The sequence below is a fragment of the Shewanella japonica genome (assembly GCF_002075795.1).
GTDB classification, from domain to species: domain Bacteria; phylum Pseudomonadota; class Gammaproteobacteria; order Enterobacterales; family Shewanellaceae; genus Shewanella; species Shewanella japonica.
Window position 1 is genome coordinate 4740572 of the sequence record NZ_CP020472.1, and the last position, 26286, is coordinate 4766857.

28 protein-coding genes and 3 tRNA genes are annotated in these 26286 nt (G+C 43.1%); 1 reads left to right on the plus strand and 30 read right to left on the minus strand.

Annotated elements, in window-relative coordinates; genetic code table 11:
- From rplE to SJ2017_RS20355, 30 genes are all read right to left on the minus strand, one after another.
- Window positions 1-540 carry a 50S ribosomal protein L5 gene (rplE, locus tag SJ2017_RS20210; RefSeq protein WP_055026498.1) on the minus strand — a complete coding sequence of 180 codons (540 nt, stop codon included), beginning with the start codon at window positions 538-540 and terminating at the stop codon, window positions 1-3.
- Between the two features lie 12 nt (window positions 541-552).
- The gene (gene rplX, locus SJ2017_RS20215; protein WP_055026499.1) at window positions 553-867 is read right to left on the minus strand and encodes a 50S ribosomal protein L24; all 315 of its coding nucleotides are present in this window, start codon (window positions 865-867) and stop codon (window positions 553-555) included.
- An 11-nt stretch (window positions 868-878) separates the two neighbouring features.
- Window positions 879-1247, minus strand: coding sequence for a 50S ribosomal protein L14 (rplN, locus tag SJ2017_RS20220; protein ID WP_055026500.1), 369 nt, complete (start codon window positions 1245-1247; stop codon window positions 879-881).
- Window positions 1248-1464: 217 nt separating this feature from the next.
- Window positions 1465-1713: a 30S ribosomal protein S17 gene (gene rpsQ, locus SJ2017_RS20225; RefSeq protein ID WP_055026501.1), complete on the minus strand. Its 249-nt coding sequence runs from the start codon at window positions 1711-1713 to the stop codon at window positions 1465-1467.
- Window positions 1713-1904, minus strand: a complete 192-nt coding sequence (gene rpmC, locus SJ2017_RS20230; protein WP_006083592.1) for a 50S ribosomal protein L29 — start codon at window positions 1902-1904, stop codon at window positions 1713-1715. Before rpmC ends, rpsQ begins: the two co-directional genes overlap by 1 nt.
- Entirely contained in the window at window positions 1904-2314 is a 411-nt protein-coding gene (rplP, locus tag SJ2017_RS20235; RefSeq protein WP_055026502.1) for a 50S ribosomal protein L16, read from the minus strand. The genes rpmC and rplP overlap by 1 nt, the downstream gene beginning before the upstream one ends.
- A gap of 11 nt (window positions 2315-2325) precedes the next feature.
- Entirely contained in the window at window positions 2326-3015 is a 690-nt protein-coding gene (gene rpsC / locus SJ2017_RS20240) for a 30S ribosomal protein S3 (protein WP_055026503.1), read from the minus strand.
- A 12-nt stretch (window positions 3016-3027) separates the two neighbouring features.
- Window positions 3028-3360, minus strand: coding sequence for a 50S ribosomal protein L22 (rplV, locus tag SJ2017_RS20245; RefSeq protein WP_055026504.1), 333 nt, complete (start codon window positions 3358-3360; stop codon window positions 3028-3030).
- A 15-nt stretch (window positions 3361-3375) separates the two neighbouring features.
- Complete coding sequence (rpsS, locus tag SJ2017_RS20250) at window positions 3376-3654, minus strand: 30S ribosomal protein S19 (RefSeq protein ID WP_006083596.1); 279 nt, start codon at window positions 3652-3654, stop codon at window positions 3376-3378.
- Window positions 3655-3669: 15 nt separating this feature from the next.
- Window positions 3670-4494, minus strand: a complete 825-nt coding sequence (rplB, locus tag SJ2017_RS20255; RefSeq protein ID WP_080917155.1) for a 50S ribosomal protein L2 — start codon at window positions 4492-4494, stop codon at window positions 3670-3672.
- Between the two features lie 16 nt (window positions 4495-4510).
- Window positions 4511-4813, minus strand: a complete 303-nt coding sequence (rplW, locus tag SJ2017_RS20260) for a 50S ribosomal protein L23 (protein ID WP_055026506.1) — start codon at window positions 4811-4813, stop codon at window positions 4511-4513.
- The gene (gene rplD / locus SJ2017_RS20265; protein ID WP_055026507.1) at window positions 4810-5415 is read right to left on the minus strand and encodes a 50S ribosomal protein L4; all 606 of its coding nucleotides are present in this window, start codon (window positions 5413-5415) and stop codon (window positions 4810-4812) included. Before rplD ends, rplW begins: the two co-directional genes overlap by 4 nt.
- 16 nt (window positions 5416-5431) lie before the next feature.
- Complete coding sequence (gene rplC / locus SJ2017_RS20270) at window positions 5432-6070, minus strand: 50S ribosomal protein L3 (RefSeq protein WP_055026508.1); 639 nt, start codon at window positions 6068-6070, stop codon at window positions 5432-5434.
- Between the two features lie 27 nt (window positions 6071-6097).
- The gene (gene rpsJ, locus SJ2017_RS20275; protein WP_055026509.1) at window positions 6098-6409 is read right to left on the minus strand and encodes a 30S ribosomal protein S10; all 312 of its coding nucleotides are present in this window, start codon (window positions 6407-6409) and stop codon (window positions 6098-6100) included.
- Window positions 6410-6740: 331 nt separating this feature from the next.
- Window positions 6741-7925, minus strand: coding sequence for an elongation factor Tu (gene tuf / locus SJ2017_RS20280; protein WP_080917157.1), 1185 nt, complete (start codon window positions 7923-7925; stop codon window positions 6741-6743).
- Between the two features lie 66 nt (window positions 7926-7991).
- Complete coding sequence (gene fusA / locus SJ2017_RS20285) at window positions 7992-10088, minus strand: elongation factor G (RefSeq protein ID WP_065108933.1); 2097 nt, start codon at window positions 10086-10088, stop codon at window positions 7992-7994.
- A 79-nt stretch (window positions 10089-10167) separates the two neighbouring features.
- Window positions 10168-10638, minus strand: coding sequence for a 30S ribosomal protein S7 (gene rpsG / locus SJ2017_RS20290; protein WP_055026548.1), 471 nt, complete (start codon window positions 10636-10638; stop codon window positions 10168-10170).
- A 77-nt stretch (window positions 10639-10715) separates the two neighbouring features.
- Window positions 10716-11090 carry a 30S ribosomal protein S12 gene (rpsL, locus tag SJ2017_RS20295; RefSeq protein ID WP_055026549.1) on the minus strand — a complete coding sequence of 125 codons (375 nt, stop codon included), beginning with the start codon at window positions 11088-11090 and terminating at the stop codon, window positions 10716-10718.
- Window positions 11091-11268: 178 nt separating this feature from the next.
- Entirely contained in the window at window positions 11269-15489 is a 4221-nt protein-coding gene (gene rpoC, locus SJ2017_RS20300) for a DNA-directed RNA polymerase subunit beta' (protein WP_080917158.1), read from the minus strand.
- A gap of 81 nt (window positions 15490-15570) precedes the next feature.
- Complete coding sequence (gene rpoB / locus SJ2017_RS20305; protein WP_055026511.1) at window positions 15571-19602, minus strand: DNA-directed RNA polymerase subunit beta; 4032 nt, start codon at window positions 19600-19602, stop codon at window positions 15571-15573.
- 239 nt (window positions 19603-19841) lie between these two features.
- Window positions 19842-20210: a 50S ribosomal protein L7/L12 gene (gene rplL / locus SJ2017_RS20310; protein WP_055026512.1), complete on the minus strand. Its 369-nt coding sequence runs from the start codon at window positions 20208-20210 to the stop codon at window positions 19842-19844.
- A 54-nt stretch (window positions 20211-20264) separates the two neighbouring features.
- Window positions 20265-20762, minus strand: a complete 498-nt coding sequence (rplJ, locus tag SJ2017_RS20315; protein WP_055026513.1) for a 50S ribosomal protein L10 — start codon at window positions 20760-20762, stop codon at window positions 20265-20267.
- Between the two features lie 258 nt (window positions 20763-21020).
- Entirely contained in the window at window positions 21021-21722 is a 702-nt protein-coding gene (rplA, locus tag SJ2017_RS20320; RefSeq protein WP_055026514.1) for a 50S ribosomal protein L1, read from the minus strand.
- Window positions 21723-21726: 4 nt separating this feature from the next.
- Window positions 21727-22155 (minus strand): 50S ribosomal protein L11, encoded by a 429-nt coding sequence (gene rplK / locus SJ2017_RS20325; protein WP_055026515.1) that lies wholly within the window; start codon window positions 22153-22155, stop codon window positions 21727-21729.
- A 128-nt stretch (window positions 22156-22283) separates the two neighbouring features.
- Window positions 22284-22835 carry a transcription termination/antitermination protein NusG gene (nusG, locus tag SJ2017_RS20330; RefSeq protein ID WP_055026516.1) on the minus strand — a complete coding sequence of 184 codons (552 nt, stop codon included), beginning with the start codon at window positions 22833-22835 and terminating at the stop codon, window positions 22284-22286.
- A gap of 8 nt (window positions 22836-22843) precedes the next feature.
- Entirely contained in the window at window positions 22844-23215 is a 372-nt protein-coding gene (secE, locus tag SJ2017_RS20335; protein ID WP_080917160.1) for a preprotein translocase subunit SecE, read from the minus strand.
- Window positions 23216-23463: 248 nt separating this feature from the next.
- The gene (gene tuf, locus SJ2017_RS20340) at window positions 23464-24648 is read right to left on the minus strand and encodes an elongation factor Tu (RefSeq protein ID WP_080917157.1); all 1185 of its coding nucleotides are present in this window, start codon (window positions 24646-24648) and stop codon (window positions 23464-23466) included.
- 189 nt (window positions 24649-24837) lie between these two features.
- Window positions 24838-24911, minus strand: a tRNA-Gly gene (locus SJ2017_RS20345).
- 35 nt (window positions 24912-24946) lie between these two features.
- Window positions 24947-25031 (minus strand) — tRNA-Tyr (locus SJ2017_RS20350).
- Window positions 25032-25038: 7 nt separating this feature from the next.
- Window positions 25039-25114: transfer RNA gene (locus tag SJ2017_RS20355), tRNA-Thr, on the minus strand.
- Window positions 25115-25334: 220 nt separating this feature from the next.
- On the opposite strand from SJ2017_RS20355, the gene coaA reads away from it, so the two are divergent.
- On the plus strand, window positions 25335-26285 hold the full coding sequence (gene coaA, locus SJ2017_RS20360; protein ID WP_080917161.1) for a type I pantothenate kinase: 951 nt from the start codon (window positions 25335-25337) through the stop codon (window positions 26283-26285).
- Window position 26286: the final 1 nt, after the last annotated feature.

Genomic DNA, 26286 nt, shown 5'->3' on the forward strand with positions numbered 1-26286 from the left:
TTATTTCTTGAATGGGAAGTTAAATGCGTCTAACAAAGCACGACCTTCTTCATCATTCTTCGCAGTAGTAGTGATAACAATATCCATACCACGAATCTTATCGATTTTATCATAATCGATTTCTGGGAAGATGATTTGCTCACGCACACCCATTGCGTAGTTACCACGACCGTCAAACGCTTTTGCGCTTAGGCCACGGAAGTCACGAATACGTGGGATTGCAATGTCAACTAAACGCTCTAAAAATTCCCACATACGCTCACCGCGTAGGGTAACTTTACAGCCAATAGGGTAGCCTTCACGGATTTTAAAACCAGCAACTGATTTACGTGCAACAGTTACAACTGGTTTTTGACCAGCGATTGCAGTCATGTCACGAAGCGCATGCTCCATAACTTTTTTGTCTGCAACTGCTTCGCCTACACCCATGTTAAGGGTGATTTTTTCAATCCGAGGGACTTGCATGACACTGGTATAGCCGAACTTTTTAGAAAGTTCTGCAATAACAGTCTCTTGATATTTATCATGCAGTTTCGCCATCGTTTACTCCGTTTACTTAATGAGTTCACTATTCGATTTAAAGAAACGGACTTTTTTGCCGTCTTCGAATCGGAAACCAACACGATCTGCCTTGCCTGTGGCTTGGTTAAAGATCGCTACGTTTGATGCTTGTATCGGTGCTTCTTTCTCGATAACGCCGCCAGTTACGCCCAATTGTGGGTTTGGCTTTTGGTGTTTTTTAACAAGATTGATGCCTTCAACAATCAACTTACCAGTAGGTAGGACTTGAGAAACTTTTGCGCGTTTACCCTTGTCTTTACCTGCTAGTACAATTACTTCGTCTTCACGACGGATTTTAGCTGCCATTTTGAAGCTCCTTACAGTACTTCTGGTGCCAGAGAGACGATTTTCATAAACTGCTCGGTACGCAATTCACGTGTCACTGGTCCAAAAATACGAGTACCAATCGGTGCAAGGTTTGCGTTAAGCAAAACTGCTGCATTCCGATCGAAGCGAATGACAGAACCATCTGGACGACGTACGCCTTTCTTAGTACGGACTACCACCGCGTTATATACATCACCTTTCTTCGCTTTAGCGCGAGGAATTGCTTCTTTTACAGAAACCTTGATGACGTCGCCGATACCGGCATAACGACGATGAGAGCCACCCAAGACCTTAATACACTGAACTCTACGAGCGCCACTGTTACACGCGACGTCTAGAGTCGATTGCATTTGGATCATTTTAAGTGCTCCGCTATCGTTACTACACAAATCCCAACATTGGGATCATCATTTCGACCATTTTATAAACTATCTTGTAAATTAATTAGGTAAACCTAACTGACAACAATTTAGTCAAAAATGGCGCGCAAGTATAACACCAATATTTTGGATTGCATAGCAGAAAAAAACAAACGGCCCCAATCTTTGGAGCCGTTTACTATAACCTAATGAAAAATTAGGCCTTTGTTACTACTTCAACTAGTGTCCAAGACTTAGTCTTAGAAAGAGGACGACACTGACTAATAGTCACTACGTCACCTTCATTACACTGATTTGTTTCGTCATGTGCATGGATCTTAGTTGTACGCTTAATGTACTTCCCATAAATAGGATGTTTCACTTGGCGTGCAATAGCAACAGTAATAGACTTGTCCATTTTGTTGCTAAGTACTCGACCTTGCAAAGTACGGATTTTATCAGACATTACGCACCTGCCTTAGAAGTAATAATGGTCTTAACACGTGCAATGTTACGACGCACTAATTTCAATTGATTCGTTTGAGTCAACTGACCAGTAGCGTGTTGCATACGCAGGTTAAACTGCTCACGCAGCAGACCAAGTAGTTCAGCGTTAAGTTCTTCAACGCTCTTTTCTCTTAGTTCGCTCGCTTTCATTACATCACCGTCTTAGTTACGAAGGTAGTCTTAATAGGAAGCTTGGCAGATGCTAAAGCAAACGCTTCACGCGCTAACTCTTCAGATACACCATTCATCTCATAAAGAACCTTACCAGGTTGAATCTGACATACCCAGTATTCAACGTTACCTTTACCTTTACCCATACGCACTTCAAGAGGCTTAGAGGTAATTGGCTTGTCAGGGAAAACTCGAATCCAAATTTGTCCTTGACGTTTAATGTGACGTGTCATGGCACGACGTGCAGATTCGATTTGACGTGCAGTTAAACGGCCACGGCCGACTGCTTTCAAACCGAAAGTACCAAAGCTAACTTCAGTACCGTTCGCTAGACCACGGTTGCGGCCTTTGAACATCTTGCGAAACTTCATACGTTTAGGTTGCAGCATTAAAGTTTCTCCTATTTACCACGAGGCTTGCGCTTAGGCTGCTGCTTCGGCTCTTCTAATGCTGGGATGATACCGTCTAGAACTTCGCCTTTGAAGATCCAAACTTTAACACCAATCACACCGTATTGAGTGTGACTTTCAGAAGTAGAATAGTCGATATCAGCACGTAAGGTATGTAGAGGTACACGACCTTCACGATACCATTCAGAACGTGCGATTTCAGCACCGCCTAGACGGCCGCTCACTTCAACTTTGATACCTTGAGCACCAATGCGCATTGCGTTTTGAACTGCACGCTTCATAGCGCGACGGAACATAACGCGACGCTCTAATTGCTGTGCGATACTGTCAGCAACAAGCTTTGCGTCTAACTCAGGCTTGCGGATCTCAGCGATGTTGATTTGAGCAGTAGTGCCTGTAATTTTAGATACATATGCACGTAATACTTCAACGTCTTCACCTTTCTTACCAATCACAACACCTGGACGGGCAGTGTGAATAGTAACGCGGATGCTCTTCGCAGGACGCTCGATAACGATTTTAGATACTGATGCAGCCTTCAATTTCTCAGTGAGATATTGACGAACTTCCCAGTCGCTGTGCAGGTTATTTGCATAATCTGCTTTATCGGCGTACCAAGTAGAGATCCAAGGCTTTGTGATACCCAGACGGATACCATTAGGATGTACTTTCTGTCCCATTGCTCTCTTCTCCTAGCGATCTGATACAACCACAGTAATGTGGCTGGTACGCTTCATGATACGATCAGCGCGGCCTTTGGCACGAGGCATGATGCGCTTCATTGTTGGTGCTTCGTCAACGAAGACTTTACCAACTTTAAGCTCATCGATATCTGCACCTTCGTTGTGTTCGGCGTTTGCGATAGCTGAGTCTAGTACTTTTTTAACCAGTACGGCGGCTTTCTTAGGGCTGAAGGTCAAAATCTCAAGTGCCTTAGAAACAGGCAATCCTCGAATTTGATCAGCAACTAGACGGGCCTTCTGCGCAGACGTACGGGCGTAACGATGTTTAGCTAAAACTTCCATCTTATGTCTCCCGTATTAACGCTTCTTCGCTTTCTTATCTGCAGCATGGCCGCGATAAGTGCGAGTTGGTGAAAATTCACCAAGCTTATGACCGATCATTTCGTCAGTTACGAACACAGGTACGTGCTGACGACCATTATGGACAGCGATGGTCAACCCAATCATATTTGGGATGATCATTGAGCGACGAGACCAAGTCTTAATTGGCTTTTTGTCTCCCGCTTCCATCGCTTTCTCTACCTTCTTCAGCAAGTGTAGGTCAATGAAAGGACCTTTCTTGAGAGAACGTGGCATGGGCGAATCCTCTTACTATTTATTACGACGACGTACAATGTACTTGTCGGTGAGCTTATTACTACGAGTTTTATAACCCTTAGTTGGCACACCCCATGGACTCACTGGGTGACGTCCACCAGAAGTACGGCCTTCACCACCACCATGTGGATGGTCAACCGGGTTCATTGCAACACCACGAACTGTAGGGCGTACGCCTCTCCAGCGTTTAGCACCTGCTTTACCTAACTGGCGTAGCATGTGCTCAGCGTTACCAACTTCACCGAATGTTGCACGACAATCAACTGGTACTTTACGCATTTCGCCAGAGCGAAGACGTAGAGTTGCATATTGGTTATCACGAGCAACAACTTGAACATAAGCACCAGCTGAACGCGCGATTTGAGCACCTTTACCAGGCTTCATTTCTACTGCGTGCACAACACTACCCACTGGGATGTTGCGAAGCGGCATTGCGTTACCAGTTTTGATGTCTGCATCCAAACCAGATTGGATTGCGTCACCAGCTTGCATACCTTTAGCAGCAAGGATGTAACGACGCTCACCGTCTGCGTATAGTACTAACGCGATGTTAGCTGTACGGTTCGGATCATACTCAAGACGTTCGATTTTTGCAGGGATACCGTCTTTATTGCGTTTGAAGTCAATAATACGGTAATGCTGCTTGTGTCCACCACCTACGTGACGAACAGTGATACGACCAGTATTGTTACGGCCACCACTTTTAGATTTCTTAGCCAACAGGCCTGCAAAAGGTTTCCCTTTATGCAAGTCGCTGTTCACCACTTTAACAACGTGGCGACGACCTGGAGAGGTTGGCTTACACTTAATAACTACCATGATAATTCTCCTTTGCTTACTCAGCGCCGCCAACGAAATCGATGTCAGCACCAGCAGCTAAAGTTACATAGGCTTTTTTCCAATCGCTACGACGACCAACACGGCCACCAGTGCGCTTAGTTTTACCTTTGTTTACCAAAGTGCGGACACTATCAACTTCAACTTCAAAAAGCTTCGCTACAGCAGCTTTAATCTCTGCTTTAGTCGCATCGATTGCTACGCGGAAAACTACAGTGTTGTTTTTCTCAGCAAGCACAGTGCTCTTTTCAGAGATATGTGGAGCAAGAATAACTTTTAGCAAACGTTCTTCGGTGATCATGCTAGCATCTCCTCGATTTGCTTCACTGCATCAGCAGTAACAAGAACAGTGTTAAACGCGATTAGACTAACTGGGTCAAGACCCGCTACGTCACGTACGTCAACCTTGTATAAGTTGCGTGCTGCTAAGAATAAATTCTCATCAACATCTGCAGTAACAATTAGAACGTCTTCTAAGTTCATTTCTTTTAGTTTAGCTTTCAGCTCTTTAGTTTTAGGAGCTTCAACACCAAAAGATTCAACAACGACTAAACGCTCTTGACGTACCAATTCAGAAAGAATGCTTTTTAAAGCACCACGGTACATCTTTTTGTTAACTTTTTGGCTGTGATCTTGAGTTTTAGCAGCGAATGTTACGCCACCGCCACGCCAGATCGGGCCTTTAACACTACCGGCACGAGCACGGCCAGTGCCTTTCTGGCGCCAAGGCTTTTTGCCTGAGCCAGTTACTTCCGCACGAGTCTGTTGAGCACGAGTGCCCTGACGCGCGTTTGCAGCGTAAGCTACAACTACCTGATGAACCAATGCCTCGTTAAAGTCACGGCCGAAGGTAGTTTCGGAAACTTCAAGAGCGCTTTGCGCGTCTTTCAATACCAATTCCATTACTATCTCCTCAGACCTATGCTTTAACGGCTGGCTTGATAATCAAGTCACCATTGGTAGCGCCAGGAACAGCACCTTTTACCAATAACAAGTTACGCTCTGCATCTACACGTACAACGTCTAGATTTTGAGTAGTGACTTGCTCGGCACCCATGTGGCCAGACATTTTCTTACCTTTGAAAACGCGACCAGGTGTCTGGTTTTGACCGATAGAACCATTAGATCTATGAGCCAAAGAGTTACCATGTGTCATATCTTGAGCGTGGAAGTTCCAGCGTTTAATACCGCCTTGGAAGCCCTTACCTTTAGATTGACCAGTAACATCAACTTTCGCTGTATCAGCAAAGATATCAACGTTAAGTTCAGCACCTACTTCAATGCCTTCACACTCACCATCTGCCAAACGCAATTCCCATAAGCCACGACCAGCTTCTACGCCGCTCTTAGCAAAATGACCTGCTTCTGGTTTGGTGATGCGATTGGCTTTTTTGGTACCAGTAGTTACTTGAAGAGCACGGTATCCGTCAGTTTCTAAAGTTTTCACTTGAGTAACACGGTTACCAGCAATTTCAATTACTGTTACAGGGATTGAAGCGCCATCTTCTGTGAAGATGCGAGTCATACCCACTTTACGACCAATAAGACCGATAGCCATCTTTCAAACCTCTTCTAAGGATCTCAATTAACCTAAGCTAATTTGAACGTCGACACCAGCGGCAAGATCTAAACGCATTAATGCGTCTACAGTCTTTTCAGTTGGCTCTACGATGTCAACTAAGCGCTTGTGAGTACGAATTTCGTATTGGTCACGAGCGTCTTTGTTGACGTGCGGAGAAGTCAAAATGGTATAACGTTCTTTACGCGTAGGAAGTGGAATAGGACCACGAACCTGTGCGCCTGTACGCTTAGCAGTTTCAACGATTTCCGCTGTTGATTGATCGATCAGACGATGATCAAATCCTTTCAAGCGGATACGGATTCTTTGGTTCTGCATTGACCAGAGCTCCTAAAATGCACACATAAAAAATCACCCTCTAGCTTCTTCCCATTGGAAAAGCAGAGCGAGATGATTTAACCGTAGACTCCCAATCGGAGTCAATTATGAAAATGAATAACCCTTATGGTTAAACATTATATTACACTGTCTAGGACAGCGAAGGGGAATTATACAGATATCAGATGAGAGATCAACCCCTTCGAACAAAAACTCTTCAATCTAGTTAGTTTGTTCAAGGCGGTGGATTTTACACAGTTCAATTTAAAAAGCAACAGAAACAAAAAAGGAAGCCGAAGCTTCCTTTTTAGTGTGTTAACTAACTTCGCTATTAAGCAACGATTTTAGCTACAACACCAGCACCAACTGTACGGCCACCTTCACGGATAGCGAAACGTAAACCGTCGTCCATCGCGATTGGGTAGATTAGAGTAACAACCATCTTGATGTTGTCACCTGGCATTACCATTTCTACGCCTTCTGGAAGCTCGATAGTACCAGTTACGTCAGTTGTACGGAAGTAGAACTGTGGACGGTAGCCTTTGAAGAATGGAGTGTGACGTCCGCCTTCTTCTTTGCTTAACACGTATACTTCTGATTCGAATGTAGTGTGAGGAGTGATTGTACCTGGCTTAGCAAGTACTTGACCACGTTCAACTTCATCACGCTTAGTACCACGTAATAAAACACCACAGTTCTCACCTGCACGACCTTCGTCAAGCAGCTTACGGAACATTTCAACACCAGTACAAGTCGTTTTAGTCGTGTCTTTAACACCAACGATTTCTACTTCGTCACCTACAGTGATGATACCGCGCTCTACACGACCAGTAACAACTGTACCACGACCTGAAATTGAGAATACATCTTCAATAGGTAGTAGGAAAGGCTTATCGATGTCACGCTCTGGCTCTGGGATGTAAGTATCTAGAGCTTCAGCAAGTTCGATGATTTTTGGTTCCCAAGCTGCATCGCCTTCAAGCGCTTTAAGTGCAGAACCTTGGATAACTGGTAAGTCATCACCTGGGAAGTCATATTCAGAAAGAAGTTCACGTACTTCCATTTCTACTAATTCAAGTAGCTCTTCATCATCAACCATGTCACATTTGTTCATGAATACGATAACGAAAGGTACACCAACCTGACGTGAAAGTAGGATGTGCTCACGAGTCTGTGGCATTGGGCCATCAGTTGCTGCTACTACTAAGATAGCGCCGTCCATTTGTGCAGCACCAGTAATCATGTTTTTAACATAATCGGCGTGACCAGGACAATCTACGTGTGCGTAGTGACGTGTAGGCGTGTCATATTCGATGTGAGAAGTATTAATTGTAATACCACGCTCACGCTCTTCTGGAGCGTTATCGATTTGTGCGAAATCTTTAGTCTCACCGCCGTATGCTTTCGTCAATACTGCTGAGATAGCTGCTGTTAGAGTAGTTTTACCATGGTCAACGTGACCAATTGTACCCACGTTTACGTGTGGTTTACTACGTTCAAATTTTTCTTTAGCCACGATATATTCCTTTCTTTTCAGAAGTGCTCGATTACGAGCTATATAACATTAGTTAAACACCTAAAATTAGGTGCGTGATTCAATTATCGCATTTGCAATGTTTGATGGTGCATCAGCGTACTTAGCAAACTCCATTGAGTATGAAGCACGCCCCTGAGTTGCACTACGCAAGTCAGTTGCATAACCAAACATTTCTGATAGTGGAACCGTTGCATGAATGATTTTAACACCACCCAAGCCATCGTCCATTCCATCAATAACACCACGACGTCGGTTTAAGTCACCTACTACATCGCCCATATTACTTTCAGGAGTGGTAATTTCCACTTTCATTGTTGGTTCTAGTAACACAGGGCTTGCTTCAAGCGCACCCTTTTTAAAGCCCATTGAACCAGCTATTTTGAAAGCCATTTCATTCGAGTCCACATCATGATATGAACCATCAAATAAAGTCACTTTCACATCGAGCATAGGATAACCGGCTAAAACACCGTTTTTCATTTGCTCTTGAATACCTTTGTCTACTGATGGGATGAATTCACGAGGAACTGCACCACCAACAATTTCATTGACAAATTCATAGCCTGCACCGTCTTCTAACGGTTCAATCTTCAGCCATACGTGACCATATTGACCACGCCCGCCTGATTGACGTACGAACTTACCTTCAACTTCTACTGATGAGCGAATCGTTTCACGATAGGCAACCTGAGGTTTACCTACGTTACACTCGACATTAAATTCGCGACGCATACGGTCAACAATAATATCTAAATGTAATTCACCCATGCCAGAAATCAATGTTTGAGCTGACTCTTCATCAGTTTCCACTCTAAAAGAAGGATCTTCTGCAGCTAGCTTTTGTAGTGCAATCCCCATTTTATCTTGGTCTGCTTTAGAGCGAGGCTCAACGGCAATGGTAATAACAGGTTCTGGAAACTCCATTCGCTCTAGAATCACTTTGTGATCGTTTGCGCAAAGAGTATCGCCAGTTGTTACTTCTTTTAGACCAATCGCCGCTGCAATATCACCTGCACGAACTTCTTTAAGCTCAGTACGGTCATTTGCATGCATTTGTACAATCCGTCCAACACGTTCACGTTTCTGTTTAACAGAATTATAAACCGCTGCACCCGACTCTAGTACGCCTGAATATACACGGATAAAGGTCAAAGTTCCAACAAATGGGTCAGTCGCAATTTTAAACGCTAATGCAGCAAATGGTGCGTTATCGTCTGATGGGCGCTCTACTTCATTTTCGTTCTCGTCAACACCCTTAATAGCAGGCACTTCGATAGGAGCAGGAAGGTAGTCAACAACCGCATCCAAAACCGCTTGAACACCTTTGTTCTTAAATGCAGAACCACAAGTTGCTAATACGATTTCGTTGTTAATTGTGCGCTGACGTAATGCTTGCTTAATATCTGCTTCTGGTAATGTGCCTTCTTCAAGGTACTTTTCCATCAGTTCATCAGATGCTTCAGCAGCACTTTCCACTAGATACTCATGCATCTCTTCAGCCTTAGCTAAAAGATCTGCGGGAATTTCTTCATAAGTGAAAGTGGTTCCTTGATCTTCTTCAGACCAGTTAATCGCTTTCATCTTAATTAAATCAATAACCCCTTTGAAGTCCTCTTCTGCGCCAATATTCAATTGAATTGGAACACAAGTAGCACCTAAGCGATTACGGATTTGGTCGATAACACTATCAAAGTCAGCACCTGCACGGTCCATCTTATTGACGAACACCATACGAGGTACTTCATACTTGTTGGCTTGACGCCATACAGTCTCTGATTGAGGCTCTACGCCTGATGAACCGCAGAAAACAACTACAGCGCCATCTAGTACACGTAATGAACGCTCAACCTCAATAGTGAAGTCGACGTGACCAGGGGTATCGATGATATTAATACGATGTTCAGTGAATTGAGCTTCCATACCACGCCAAAAGGTCGTTACTGCAGCAGAAGTGATAGTAATACCACGTTCTTGCTCCTGTACCATCCAATCTGTCGTAGCAGCGCCGTCATGCACCTCACCGATTTTATGAGACAAACCGGTATAGAACAGAACACGTTCTGTTGTGGTAGTTTTACCTGCATCCACATGAGCAACAATACCAATATTACGGTAACGCTCAATTGGGGTTGTACGAGCCACTATTTATACCCTCTCAACTAAAGTTATCACTTTAGAAAATATCAACAATATGGAGCGGGCTAATGCCCGCTCCATCAAATTACCAACGGTAATGAGCAAAGGCTTTGTTAGCTTCAGCCATGCGATGCACGTCTTCACGCTTCTTAACAGCAGTACCTTTGTTTTCAGATGCATCTAGCATTTCACCTGCTAGACGTAGAGCCATAGATTTTTCACCACGCTTGCGAGCAGCTTCAACTAACCAGCGCATCGCTAGTGCGTTACGACGCACTGGACGAACTTCACATGGTACTTGATAAGTAGAACCACCAACACGACGAGATTTAACCTCGACTGAAGGGCGAACATTATCAAGAGCTGCTTCAAGGATAGTTAGATGATCTTCGCTTTTCTTTTCAGCGACAACATCTAATGCCTTGTAGATAATTTTTTCAGCAGTTGACTTTTTACCGTCAACCATAATGACGTTGATGAACTTAGCCAGCAACTCACTTTTAAACTTTGGATCTGGTAGGATTTTACGTTGTCCTACAACGCGACGTCTTGGCATAACAATTCTCCGTATGCTTCAGGTATTTCCAAAACTGGAATATTTTTAACTAGCTTGGCCTTACTTAAACGGACAAGTTATGACTTAGGACGCTTAGCACCGTACTTAGAACGGCCTTGGCGACGAGCACTAACGCCAGCACAATCTAATGCACCGCGGATAGTGTGGTAACGCACACCCGGTAAGTCTTTAACACGACCGCCACGGATTAGAATTACACTATGTTCCTGCAAGTTGTGACCTTCACCACCGATGTACGAAGTAACTTCGAAACCGTTAGTTAAGCGAACACGTGCTACTTTACGTAGAGCAGAGTTAGGTTTTTTAGGTGTTGTAGTGTACACACGAGTACAAACACCACGTTTTTGTGGACACGCATTTAACGCTGGCACATTAGTCTTTTCGACTTTTGGCGAGCGTGGCTTACGTACCAACTGGTTTACAGTTGCCATGAATAGCTCCGTTCAGTTGAATAATCTCAACAATTTTGTGTGAAAAATCTATATCCCACTATGATGGGACGCGAAAGTTTAGAAAGGTATTGGCCAACTGTCAAGAAATAGACAACTTTTCGTGCAATTCCCAATAAAAAAGGCGCCAAAGGCGCCTTTTTTTAACATAACATTTACTTTAGTCGGCACTTCCGGCCAAGTTAAGTAAGTCAGCTAAGTTCTTCTCTGCTTCACTTGCAGTGATAACCGGTGCTTCTACACCTTCATCTTTAACATTAGCACGCGCTTCGTTACGAGCATTGTGATATGCATAACCTGTACCTGCAGGGATTAGACGACCAACGATTACGTTTTCTTTCAGACCACGCAATTGGTCACTCTTACCACCTACAGCAGCTTCTGTAAGTACACGAGTCGTTTCTTGGAACGATGCCGCTGAGATGAACGATTCAGTAGCCAAAGAAGCTTTGGTAATACCTAGTAATTCACGCTCAAACTTCGCAGGTGCTTTACCTTGAGCTTCAAGCTCACGGTTAGCAATCTTCACGCGAGATACTTCAGCTTGTTCACCGACTAAGAAGTTCGAATCACCTGCATCAGTGATTAGACACTTACGAAGCATTTGGCGAATGATAACCTCAATGTGCTTATCATTGATTTTTACACCCTGTAGACGGTAAACGTCTTGGACTTCATCAACAATATAGTTAGCAACATGATGGATACCACGTAAACGTAGGATATCGTGTGCAGCTTCTGGGCCGTCAGCGATAACTTCACCACGTTCAACTTTTTCACCTTCGAACACGTTAAGGTTACGCCATTTAGGGATCATTTCTTCGTAATGATCACCGCCATCAGCTGGGCTGATAACTAAACGAACCTTACCTTTAGTCTCTTTACCAAACGAGATGGTACCTGAGATTTCAGCAAGAATAGCGGGTTCTTTAGGCTTACGTGCTTCGAATAAGTCAGCAACTCGTGGCAGACCACCGGTAATATCGCGAGTTTTAGACGATTCTTGAGGAATACGTGCTAAAGCATCACCAACATTAATTTGCGCATTATCGTCTTTAGAAACAATCGCATTACCCGGTAAGAAGTATTGCGCTGGTACGTCTGTACCAGGGATCATAAGATCGTTACCCGCCGCGTCGATTAGACGGATAGCAGGACGCATTTCTTTACCAGCGGTAGGACGTGCACCAGCATCAATAACAACAACAGAAGATAGACCGGTTAAATCGTCTGTTTGACGCGTCATAGTAACGCCTTCAATCATATCAACGAATTTAACACTACCAGCAACTTCAGAGATAATAGGATGCGTATGTGGATCCCAGTTAGCAATGATAGCGCCAGAAGTTACTTCTGAATCTTCAAGTTGTTCTAATACGGTACCGTAAGGAACACGATAGCGTTCTTTCTCACGACCTAACTCATCGATAACCGCAATTTCAGATGAACGCGATACGATAACCAGTTTATCATCGATACTCTTAACGTATTTCGCGTTATGAAGTTTCAATGTACCGTTATTCTTAACTTGTACGTTGTTTTCTGCAGAGTCACGAGATGCAGCACCACCAATGTGGAAAGTACGCATCGTAAGCTGTGTACCTGGCTCACCAATCGACTGAGCAGCAACAACACCAATCGCTTCACCGTGGTTAATAATATGACCACGTGCTAAATCACGACCGTAACAAGCAGCACAAACACCAAAGTCTGTGTCACAAGAAATTACTGAACGAACAATAACTTCATCAACACTGTGCTCTTCTAGAAGATCACACCATGACTCGTCTAGTAATGTGTTACGTGGCGCAAGTACTTTTTCAGTACCAGGTTCTAATACATCAACAGCGACAACACGACCTAGAACACGTTCACGAAGCGGCTCTTTAACATCACCACCTTCAATCAACGGCTTCATGGTCAAGCCTTCTTCTGTTCCACAGTCATCTTCAATAACAACTAAATCTTGTGCAACGTCAACAAGACGACGAGTTAGATAACCCGAGTTAGCTGTTTTCAGTGCGGTATCGGCAAGACCTTTACGCGCACCGTGAGTAGAGATGAAGTATTGTGATACGTTCAAACCTTCACGGAAGTTCGCAGTAATTGGGGTTTCGATGATTGAGCCATCTGGCTTAGCCATCAGACCACGCATACCAGCTAACTGACGAATCTGTGCAGCACTACCACGAGCGCCCGAGTCAGCCATCATATAGATGCTGTTAAACGAATCTTGCTCTTCTTCTTCACCATCACGATTAATAACAACTTCTTTTTTCAAGTTGTCCATCATCGCTTTAGAGATCTTATCGTTGGTGCTTGCCCAAATATCGATAACTTTGTTGTAGCGCTCACCAGCTGTTACAAGACCTGATTGGAACTGCTCTTGAATTTCAAGCACTTCACGTTCAGCTTCTTCAACTAAGGTATATTTCTCGTCCGGAATAACCATATCGTTGATACCAACAGAGGCACCAGAGATAGTTGCGTAACGGAAACTGGTATACATTAATTGGTCAGCAAAGATAACAGTATCTTTTAGACCTAATGCACGGTAACAAGTGTTCAGCAATTTAGAGATTTGCTTCTTACCCATGTTTTGGTTTACCAAATCAAATGGTAATCCTTCAGGTAAGATTTGCGATAACAACGCACGACCAACTGTAGTATCTACAATCTTACGTGTTTGTACTTTCTCGCCATTAGCGTCAATTGATGTTTCGATTAAGCGAACTTTTACACGTGCATGCAATTCTGCTGCACCTGTTGCATATGCTTTTTCTACTTCATCAACAGACATGAATGTCATGCCTTCACCGCGACCGTTAACACATTCACGGCTGGTGTAGTAAAGACCTAGTACCACGTCTTGAGAAGGCGTGATTACTGGCTCACCGTTAGCAGGAGAAAGAATGTTGTTGGTCGACATCATTAACGAACGAGCTTCTAATTGAGCTTCAAGCGTTAACGGCACGTGCACAGCCATTTGGTCACCATCGAAGTCGGCGTTATATGCCGCACATACTAATGGATGCAATTGGATTGCTTTACCTTCAATAAGAACTGGTTCAAATGCTTGAATACCAAGTCTATGAAGTGTTGGTGCACGGTTAAGCATGACTGGATGTTCACGAATCACTTCGTCTAATACATCCCAAACTTCAGCTTGCTCTCGCTCAACCATTTTCTTAGCAGCTTTAATCGTAGTAGCAAGACCACGACCTTCTAACTTGCCATAAATAAATGGTTTGAATAGCTCAAGTGCCATCTTCTTAGGAAGACCACATTGATGCAGGCGTAAAGTTGGACCTACGGTAATTACCGAACGACCAGAGTAATCTACACGCTTACCAAGTAAGTTCTGACGGAAACGACCTTGCTTACCTTTGATCATATCAGCCAAAGATTTAAGCGGACGCTTGTTAGAACCGGTAATAGCACGACCACGACGACCATTATCTAATAGTGCATCGACAGACTCTTGTAACATACGCTTTTCGTTACGTACGATAATGTCTGGTGCAGCTAGATCTAATAGACGCTTAAGACGGTTGTTACGGTTGATTACACGACGGTAAAGGTCGTTCAAATCAGATGTAGCAAAACGTCCGCCATCTAGTGGAACTAGAGGACGTAAATCAGGTGGCAGAACTGGTAACACTTTTAAGATCATCCACTCAGGCTTGTTGCCAGAAGTGAAGAATGCTTCCATCAGTTTAAGGCGCTTAGTGACCTTCTTACGACGGGTTTCAGAGTTAATTGATGGTAACTCTTCACGCATTTGATCAATTTGTTCTTCTAAATTGATTGCACGTAGCAAGTCTAAGACTGCTTCAGCACCCATTTTAGCTTCAAACTCGTCACCGTATTCTTCTAATGCATCAAGATATGTTTCTTCTGTCAGCATTTGACCGCGTTCAAGGCTGGTCATGCCAGGCTCGATCACTACAAATGACTCAAAGTACAATACGCGTTCAATATCACGTAATGTCATATCAAGCATCAAACCGATACGACTCGGAAGTGATTTCAAGAACCAAATATGGGCAACTGGGCTTGCAAGATCAATATGACCCATACGCTCACGACGTACTTTAGTCTGTGTAACTTCAACGCCACACTTCTCACAAATAACACCACGGTGCTTCAAACGTTTGTATTTACCACACAAACATTCGTAATCTTTTACAGGACCGAAAATACGCGCACAGAACAAACCTTCACGTTCAGGTTTGAAAGTACGGTAATTAATGGTTTCTGGCTTTTTAACTTCACCAAAAGACCAAGAACGGATTAGGTCTGGCGAAGCCAAACCAATTTTAATACCGTTAAATTCTTCAGTCTTGCTTTGCTGTTTAAGAAACTTTAATAAGTCTTTCACGTTTCTCTCCTGAAGGAGTTAAACCAGATGCTTTGCTAAGCAAAGCATCCTTGGTTACCAAACATTGCTTAAGAGCGATGCTTACTCTTGATCCAACTCGATATTAATACCAAGTGAACGAATTTCCTTCAACAATACGTTGAAAGACTCAGGCATGCCTGGGTGCATCTGATGGTTACCGTCGACGATGTTCTTATACATCTGAGTACGACCGTTAACGTCATCTGATTTAACCGTTAGCATTTCCTGTAGAGTATATGCAGCACCGTATGCTTCTAGTGCCCATACTTCCATCTCACCGAAACGCTGACCACCGAATTGAGCCTTACCGCCCAATGGCTGTTGTGTAACTAAGCTGTACGAACCAGTAGAACGGGCGTGCATCTTGTCATCAACTAAGTGGTTCAGTTTGAGCATGTACATGTAACCAACAGTTACTTTACGCTCAAATTCGTTACCGGTACGGCCGTCACATAATGTTAACTGGCCAGAATCAGGTAAGCCTGCAAGTTCAAGCATTTGCTTGATCTCTTTTTCTTTAGCACCATCGAAAGCTGGCGTAGCAACTGGTAAACCACCTTTAAGGTTTTTAGCCAGACGCAATACTTCATCGTCAGTGAATGAGTTGATGTCGACTTTCTGTAGAACTTCGTCACCTAATTCATATACCTGGCGGATGTAGTCGCGCAGTTCAGCAAGTTCACGTTGCTCTTCAAGCATAGCAGTAATACGATTACCGATACCCTTAGCAGCAGCACCTAAGTGAACTTCTAGTACCTGACCAATGTTCATACGCGATGGTACGCCCAATGGGTTTAGTACGATATCAACTGGATCACCAGTTTCATCGTATGGCATGTCTTCGATAGGACAAATCTTAGAGATTACACCTTTGTTACCGTGACGACCCGCCATCTTATCACCAGGTTGGATAGTACGTTTAACTGCAAGGTAAACCTTAACAATCTTTAGTACGCCTGGAGCTAAGTCATCACCTTGGGTGATTTTACGACGTTTAACTTCGAACTTCTTATCGAAGTCAGCTTTAAGCTCTTCATGTTGCTCGGCTAATTGCTCAAGCTCAGTTTGCTTAGCTTCATCATCAATAACTTGAATTAATACATCTTTACGTGGTAATTCAGCAAGCTTAGCTTGTGAGAAACCAGCAGATAGTAATAAGTTACGTGCACGGCTCAAAACACCTTCTTCAAGGATTTCGAACTCTTCGCCTAAATCTTTACGCGCTTGGGCAACATGCATCTCTTCAATTTCAAGAGCACGTTTATCTTTTTCGATACCGTCACGAGTGAAGACTTGTACATCGATGATAGTCCCTTTAACTGAGTTAGGAACACGTAATGAACTGTCCTTAACGTCAGAAGCTTTTTCACCGAAAATTGCACGCAATAGCTTTTCTTCTGGAGTCAGCTGAGTTTCACCTTTAGGTGTCACTTTACCAACTAGAATGTCGCCGCCTTTTACTTCTGCACCAATGTAAACAATACCTGACTCGTCTAATTTAGATAGAGCAGATTCGCCTACGTTTGGAATATCAGCAGTGATTTCTTCGCTACCTAATTTCGTATCACGAGCAATACATGAAAGCTCTTGGATATGAATAGTAGTGAAACGATCCTCTTGCGCTACGCGCTCAGAGATTAAGATCGAATCTTCGAAGTTATAACCATTCCAAGGCATGAATGCGATACGCATGTTTTGACCTAGGGCCAAGTCACCTAAATCGGTAGACGGACCATCAGCTAAAACATCACCACGAACAATTGGATCACCAACAGAACAACAAGGACGTTGGTTAATACAAGTGTTTTGGTTAGAACGAGTGTATTTAGTTAAGTTGTAGATATCGATACCAGCTTCACCTGGTGTCAATTCTGCTTCGTTAACTTTCACTACGATACGGCTAGCATCAACATAGTCGATAACACCGCCACGCTTCGCAGCGACAACAACACCTGAGTCAACAGCAAGAGTACGCTCAATACCTGTACCAACAAGCGGCTTATCAGCACGCAAAGTAGGAACGGCTTGACGTTGCATGTTTGCACCCATCAATGCACGGTTAGCATCATCGTGTTCTAAGAACGGAATAAGTGATGCCGCAACAGAAATAATCTGTTGTGGTGATACATCCATATACTGGATATCAGCAGCACGCATAAAGGTAGATTCACCTTTATGACGACATGCGATTTGTTCTTCAAGCATACGGTTTGAAGAATCAATTTCGATGTTTGCCTGTGCAATCACATAACGGCCTTCCTCGATTGCTGATAAGTATTCAACTTCATCAGTAACCACACAATCAACCACCTTACGGTAAGGTGTTTCTAGGAAGCCATAAGAGTTAGTACGAGCGAAACTTGCTAAAGAGTTAATTAGACCAATGTTTGGTCCCTCTGGCGTTTCAATCGGACATAAACGACCGTAGTGAGTTGGATGTACGTCACGTACTTCGAAACCAGCACGTTCACGTGTTAAACCACCAGGACCAAGAGCAGAAATACGACGCTTATGCGTTACTTCTGACAACGGGTTGTTTTGATCCATGAACTGTGACAACTGTGAAGAACCAAAGAATTCTTTCACTGCCGCAGAAATAGGCTTAGCGTTGATTAGATCTTGTGGCATAAGCTCATTCAGATCGCCTAGAGATAGACGTTCACGAACAGCACGCTCAACACGAACTAGACCAACACGGAATTGGTTTTCAGCCATCTCACCAACGCTACGAATACGACGGTTACCTAAGTGGTCAATATCGTCGACTTCATCGTAACCATTACGGATTTCGATGATTTTCTTCATAACGTGTACGATGTCTTCTTTAGACAGTACGCCAGCACCTTCATCTTCAGAAATCTCAAGACGACGGTTGAACTTCATACGACCTACTTTAGAAAGGTCATAACGCTCTTCACTGAAGAACAAGTTCTGGAATAAGCTTTCAGCAGCATCTTTGGTTGGTGGCTCACCAGGACGCATCATACGGTAGATTTCAACTAATGCTTCAAGGCGGTTAGTTGTAGAATCAATACGTAATGTGTCTGAGATATATGCACCATGATCAAGATCGTTGATAAATAATGTATCAACTTCTTTAATACCCGCTAAAGAAAGCTTAGCTAGGTCTTCAAGGGTGATTTCAGCATTTGCGCTAACTAATACTTCACCAGTATCTTCATCAATGTAGTCTTGTGCAGCGAACTTACCAACGATGTAATCTACTGGTACTTCAAGCTCAGTAGTGTTGGTTTTTTCAAGCTGCTTAATGTGACGTGCAGTAATACGACGGCCAGCTTCAACTAAAAGCTTACCTTCAGAATCTTTGATGTCGTAACTTGCAGTTTCGCCACGTAGACGATCTGGCACAAGTGCCATAACAAGTGAATCTTGCTTAATTTTGAACTCAATACGTTCAAAGAATAAATCCAAGATTTCTTGAGTAGAAAATTCAAGCGCACGTAAGATGATAGTCGCAGGTAATTTACGACGACGGTCAATACGTACAAATAATGAATCTTTTGGATCGAATTCAAAGTCAAGCCATGAACCACGGTAAGGAATAATACGTGCGTTATAAAGCACCTTACCAGATGAGTGGGTTTTACCACGGTCATGATCAAAGAAAACACCCGGAGAACGATGTAATTGAGAAACAATTACACGCTCAGTACCATTAATTACAAAGGTACCGTTCTCAGTCATCAATGGGATATCACCCATGTAGACTTCTTGTTCTTTAATATCTTTGACTGTGCCTGGTGCAGCTTCACGGTCATAAAGAACCATACGCAATTTAACGCGTAGTGGTGCCGAATATGTAACACCGCGGATCTGACACTCTTTCACATCAAAAACTGGCTCACCTAGCTTGTAACTGACATATTGCAGTTCAGAGTTGCCAGAAAAGCTCTTGATGGGAAAAACGCTACGGAAAGCAGCTTCAAAGCCACGTTCACCCGTAGGATCTTGATCGGTGAATTTCTTAAAAGAGTCTAATTGAATAGACAACAAATACGGAATATCCAAAACTTTTGGACGTTTTCCAAAGTCTTTACGAATACGCTTCTTTTCAGAATAGGAGTAAACCATGGGTTTCCTCTACTTACGAGATGTGACCAAGACTGAAATAATTCTAAGATTAAATCAGCACGTTTGCCCATCACCGTTAATGGCAAGAACCTAACCAGTAATCTCTGCTAGGAACTGCTAAAACTGGCGATAAACGGTGAATAAAAAATCGCCTGCGCATATAGCGCAAAAAAGGCCGACGGTTAAAAAACCGCCAGCCTCCGCCCGATTACTCGGGAGGTGGTAAGTTAGAGTATAACTTACTTAACTTCTACTTCAGCGCCAGCAGCTTCTAGATCAGCTTTAAGTGCTTCTGCTTCTTCTTTAGTGATAGCTTCTTTAACTGCAACTGGTGCAGATTCAGCCATAGCTTTAGCTTCTTTCAGGCCAAGACCTGTAGCGCCACGAAGTGCTTTAATAACAGCAACTTTGTTGCCACCGAATGAAGTCATAACAACGTCAAATTCGGTTTGCTCAGCAGCAGAAGCGCCTGCGTCGCCGCCAACAGCAACAGCAGCAGCTGCAGCAGAAACGCCGAATTTTTCTTCCATTGCTTCGATTAGTTCAACAACTTCCATTACAGACATTTCTGCGAAAGCTTCTAAGATTTGGTCTTTAGTGATAGACATAACAAAAAATTCCTATTGTACTGAATTCAATTAATTTAAGCGGCTAATGAAATATTAAGCTGCTTCTTTTTGATCGCGAAGAGCGGCCAATGTACGAACGAACTTGCCAGCAGATGCTTCTTTCATAGTCATCATTAACTGAGCTAGTGCTTCTTCGTATGTTGGTAGTTTCGCTAAACGATCAATATCTGCTGCAGGGATAACTTCCCCTTCAAAGGCTGCTGCTTTGATTTCAAACTTTTCTTGTTCAGCTGCGAAATCTTTAAGAAGACGCGCTGCAGCACCTGGGTGCTCATTAGAAAAGGCAATCAAAGTAGGACCAGTAAACGTGTCGCTTAGGCACTCAAAATCAGTACCAGCAACAGCGCGTTTAACTAATGTATTACGTACAACACGTACATAAACACCAGCTTCACGTGCTGCTTTACGCAGACCGGTCATATCACCTACAGTTACACCGCGTGAATCGGCAACAACTGCAGATAAAGCACCTTTGGCGGCTTCGCTGACTTCAGCAACAATCGCTTTTTTGTCTTCGAGTCTTAATGCCATTGGCTTTACTCCTGGATTCTACCTAGGGATGTCCCTAGTATTTACCATATTAAACACTTATGTGTTTAACGACTTACGGTGCAGATTTCCAGCAGAACAAAATCTATCTGGGGGGTCTGACACCGTCTACGTAGGAAATTAAGTTATCTTATGAAAACACCTACGGTCTTGGACGGAAATCTGCTCTCAACAATGTTGAAAAGCAGACCTCAACCCACAAAGTGCGCGGATTATATACTAATCCGCATCCTTTGTATATTACTTAAGGTCTTCCAAAGTAGCTTGGTCAACCACAACACCTGCACCCATAGTGGTAGAGATGCTGACTTTTTTCACGTAAACGCCTTTAGCAACTGCAGGCTTAGCCTTTTTCAGTGCTGCGACTAACGCTTCTAAGTTTTCTTTAATTTGAGCAGGTTCAAAATCCACTTTACCGATAGTAGTGTGGATAATACCATTCTTGTCGTTACGGTAACGAACTTGACCAGCTTTGGCATTTTTAACTGCATCAGCAACGTTTGGCGTTACAGTACCAGTTTTAGGGTTAGGCATTAAACCACGTGGGCCTAAGATTTGACCTAACATACCAACAACGCGCATTGCATCTGGAGATGCGATAACAACGTCAAAGTTCATTTCACCAGCTTTAACTTGCTCAGCTAGATCTTCCATACCAACTAACTCTGCACCAGCTTCTTTAGCTGCTTCAGCGTTTGCGCCCTGTGTGAACACAGCAACACGAACTTCACGGCCAGTACCATGTGGTAATACTGTAGCGCCACGAACGTTTTGGTCTGATTTACGAGGATCGATACCTAGGTTAACAGCAACGTCAACACTTTCTACGAATTTAGCAGTTGCTAATTCTTTTAATAAAGCAACAGCTTCATTGATATCGTAGCTTTTAGTTCCGTCGATTTTCTCGCGGATTACGCGCATGCGCTTAGTTAGCTTTGCCATTATATTAGTCCTCTACTACCAAACCCATTGAACGTGCAGTACCTTCAATTGAACGCATCATCGCTTCAACATCAGCACCAGTCATATCAGCCGCTTTAGTTTCAGCAATTTCCTGAACAGCGCTGCGCTTGATAGTACCAACTTTCTCGGTATTTGGACGGCCAGAACCAGACTTAAGACCTGCCGCTTTCAATAATAAGAAAGATGCTGGAGGAGTCTTAGTTTCGAACGTGAAAGAACGATCGTTGTATACAGTGATAACAACAGGAATCGGCATACCTTTGTCGAACTTTTCAGTACGAGCATTGAATGCTTTACAGAATTCCATGATGTTCACACCTTTTTGACCTAGAGCAGGACCAACTGGTGGAGACGGGTTTGCAGCACCGGCTGCTACTTGTAGCTTAATATAAGCTTCAATTTTCTTTGCCATGTCGACATTTCCTCAATTTGGGTTCAAACGCTACCAGCTACATGCCGATGAGCTCCCCTTGAAAACAACGGGTGCGGATTATACTAAAATCCGCACCCGCAAACAAATACTATTTGTATTTAATTTAATCAGCTCTTTTCAACTTGTTGGAAGTCTAGTTCCACAGGAGTAGAGCGACCGAAGATCATTACTGAAACCTTAACGCGGTTTTTATCGTAATCAACTTCTTCGATAGTGCCATTAAAGTCAGCAAATGGACCATCGTTAACACGAACAACTTCACCAGGCTCAAACATAACGCGATGAGTCGGTGACTCAACAGTATCTTGTAGACGCTGAAGAATGGCATTCGCTTCTTTATCAGAAATAGGTGCTGGACGATCAGATGTTCCGCCAATGAAACCCATTACACGTGGAATGCTTTTCACTAAGTGCCAGCTTTCATCATTCATTTCCATTTGGACTAATACATAGCCAGGGAAGAATTTACGTTCGCTTTTACGACGCTGACCTGCTCGCATTTCAACAACTTCTTCAGTTGGTACAAGTACCTCAGCAAAGTAGTCTTCCATGTTGTGCATTTTGATATGCTCAAGTAGTGTTTTACATACACGGCCTTCATAGCCTGAGAATGCTTGAATCACATACCATCTTTTTTTAGCTTCTGTTGCTTCAGTCATGTAAATGCCTATACGCCAGTAATGAGGTTAACAACACGCAATAGTACCCAGTCGAAACCCCAAAGGATTACGGCTACGACAGCTGTTGCAGCAAGAACAATGAATGTTGTGTTTAGCGCTTCTTGACGAGTTGGCCAAACCACTTTACGTACTTCAATGTGAGCTTCACGAGCAAAAGATAAAGCTTCTTTACCTTTCACAGTTTGCAGTGCAATAAAGCCTGCAATAACAAAGGCAACAATTACGCCTAATGTGCGTACCACAACACTGGCTTCGCCAAATGCTTGGTTGCCAATAACAGCGGCGGCAATCAATATAACTGCAATGCCCCACTTAACAATATCCAGAGAATTATTCTGGTTTTCAGTATTTGTCGTCATCGGTTGGTTCCGTTACTCACTAAGACCTGAGCTTAAATTTGATAAATATGTACCACTATCAAATAGTACTTCCGAGTTTAGCCACGAAAAGCATCAGCTCAGGGTCAAAAATCGGCCATAGATTGTATTCTTATTCTAGTCAGTTCGCAAGGTCGACACCAGAGAACATAAGCAAAACTTAAAAAAAATCTATAAAACAAAAAAAGGAAGCCGAAGCTTCCTTTTTAGTGTGTTAACTAACTTCGCTATTAAGCAACGATTTTAGCTACAACACCAGCACCAACTGTACGGCCACCTTCACGGATAGCGAAACGTAAACCGTCGTCCATCGCGATTGGGTAGATTAGAGTAACAACCATCTTGATGTTGTCACCTGGCATTACCATTTCTACGCCTTCTGGAAGCTCGATAGTACCAGTTACGTCAGTTGTACGGAAGTAGAACTGTGGACGGTAGCCTTTGAAGAATGGAGTGTGACGTCCGCCTTCTTCTTTGCTTAACACGTATACTTCTGATTCGAATGTAGTGTGAGGAGTGATTGTACCTGGCTTAGCAAGTACTTGACCACGTTCAACTTCATCACGCTTAGTACCACGTAATAAAACACCACAGTTCTCACCTGCACGACCTTCGTCAAGCAGCTTACGGAACATTTCAACACCAGTACAAGTCGTTTTAGTCGTGTCTTTAACACCAACGATTTCTACTTCGTCACCTACAGTGATGATACCGCGCTCTACACGACCAGTAACAACTGTACCACGACCTGAAATTGAGAATACATCTTCAATAGGTAGTAGGAAAGGCTTATCGATGTCACGCTCTGGCTCTGGGATGTAAGTATCTAGAGCTTCAGCAAGTTCGATGATTTTTGGTTCCCAAGCTGCATCGCCTTCAAGCGCTTTAAGTGCAGAACCTTGGATAACTGGTAAGTCATCACCTGGGAAGTCATATTCAGAAAGAAGTTCACGTACTTCCATTTCTACTAATTCAAGTAGCTCTTCATCATCAACCATGTCACATTTGTTCATGAATACGATAACGAAAGGTACACCAACCTGACGTGAAAGTAGGATGTGCTCACGAGTCTGTGGCATTGGGCCATCAGTTGCTGCTACTACTAAGATAGCACCGTCCATTTGTGCAGCACCTGTAATCATGTTTTTAACATAATCGGCGTGACCAGGACAATCTACGTGTGCGTAGTGACGTGTAGGCGTGTCATATTCGATGTGAGAAGTATTAATTGTAATACCACGCTCACGCTCTTCTGGAGCGTTATCGATTTGTGCGAAATCTTTAGTCTCACCGCCGTATGCTTTCGTCAATACTGCTGAGATAGCTGCTGTTAGAGTAGTTTTACCATGGTCAACGTGACCAATTGTACCCACGTTTACGTGTGGTTTACTACGTTCAAATTTTTCTTTAGCCATGATATTGCCTCAATCCAGACTCTTGGTAATGAAAACACATATAGAAAAAATCCGATGCATAAAATGACATCGAATCGATTAGTTATGGTGATTAAGCTTAGCATAAGACAGGAGGTGCTGATTTAAAGGATTTGACTGATCAACAATTCAGTTATCTGAACCATTAATCAATCAAGTCATTCAGCAATTTGGAGCGGATGGCGGGAATCGAACCCGCGTTATCAGCTTGGAAGGCTGGAGTAATACCATTATACGACATCCGCGCAACCTGAAAGGCTACCTAACTACCTTTAAAAAATGGTGGAGGGAGAAGGATTCGAACCTTCGAAGGCTGAGCCGTCAGATTTACAGTCTGATCCCTTTGGCCACTCGGGAACCCCTCCAGAAAAATGGTGCCGGCACCAAGAGTCGAACTCGGGACCTACTGATTACAAGTCAGTTGCTCTACCAACTGAGCTATGCCGGCTAATCATTTCGGAAACGGATATTAGGTAAATGTTGGCACAAGTGCAATAGAAAATGCATAAAAAAGCTAAAAAAAGTCTTAAATGCCGTTTTTTTGGGCTTTATTAGCTACTCACGCATAAAAATCAAGCGATTTGAAAGTTAGTGATTAACTAAGGTCAGTTTTTTATTGTTGAATATATTTTGTTGGTGTACTGTGCCTGACCTAAGGAAAGGACGTTATGACAGTAAATAAACCAATACATAAAACACTTTATCATTCATTTGGGCGTAAGCAATGGTCTGAGCTTCGTAATTCAGTCCCTCTTACACTAAGTGAAGACGAACTTGCCCGCTTACAAGGCATGAACGAGCAACTGTCTTTAGATGAAGTGACAGATATTTATTTACCGTTAAGTCGTCTTTTAAACTTGATCATCGACGCTCAGCAGCAGCGCAGTGTAGTATTAGATCAATTCCTCAATCATAAACCACGTAACTCTCCCTACATTATCAGTATTTCTGGTAGTGTCGCTGTTGGTAAAAGCACCACAGCAAGGATTCTACAAGCGCTTTTACAGCGTTGGCCCCAACACCCTAAAGTAGAGTTAGTCACTACCGATGGATTTCTGTATCCTTTGGCAGAGTTAAAAGCTAAAAACTTATTAAAGCGAAAAGGCTTTCCAGAAAGCTATGATATGAAGATGCTCATTGATTTCATTTCAGCTATCAAAGCAGGTCAACCGCATGTTAATGCGCCACTGTACTCTCATATCACCTATGACCGACTTACTGACCAAGTGCAACCGATTAACCAACCAGACATCTTAATTATCGAAGGTTTAAATGTACTTCAAACTGGCTTAGATCAATCACCTGAAAGTCGCAGCAGTTTTTTATCTGATTATGTGGATTTCTCAATTTACGTAGATGCAGATGAAGTGCTTCTAAAAGAATGGTATCAGCAACGTTTTAGAAAATTTCGTCAAGGTGCTTTTAGTGATCCGAAATCCTTTTTTCATCACTATTCAAACTTGTCAGATCAACAAGCTAATCAGACCGCAGCTAATATCTGGGATACGATTAACGGCCCAAATCTCCAGTCCAATATCAAACCAAGTCGTGAACGCGCTCACCTGATCCTTAAAAAAGGAGATAATCATTTGGTAAACCGCGTTTTACTACGAAAATAAC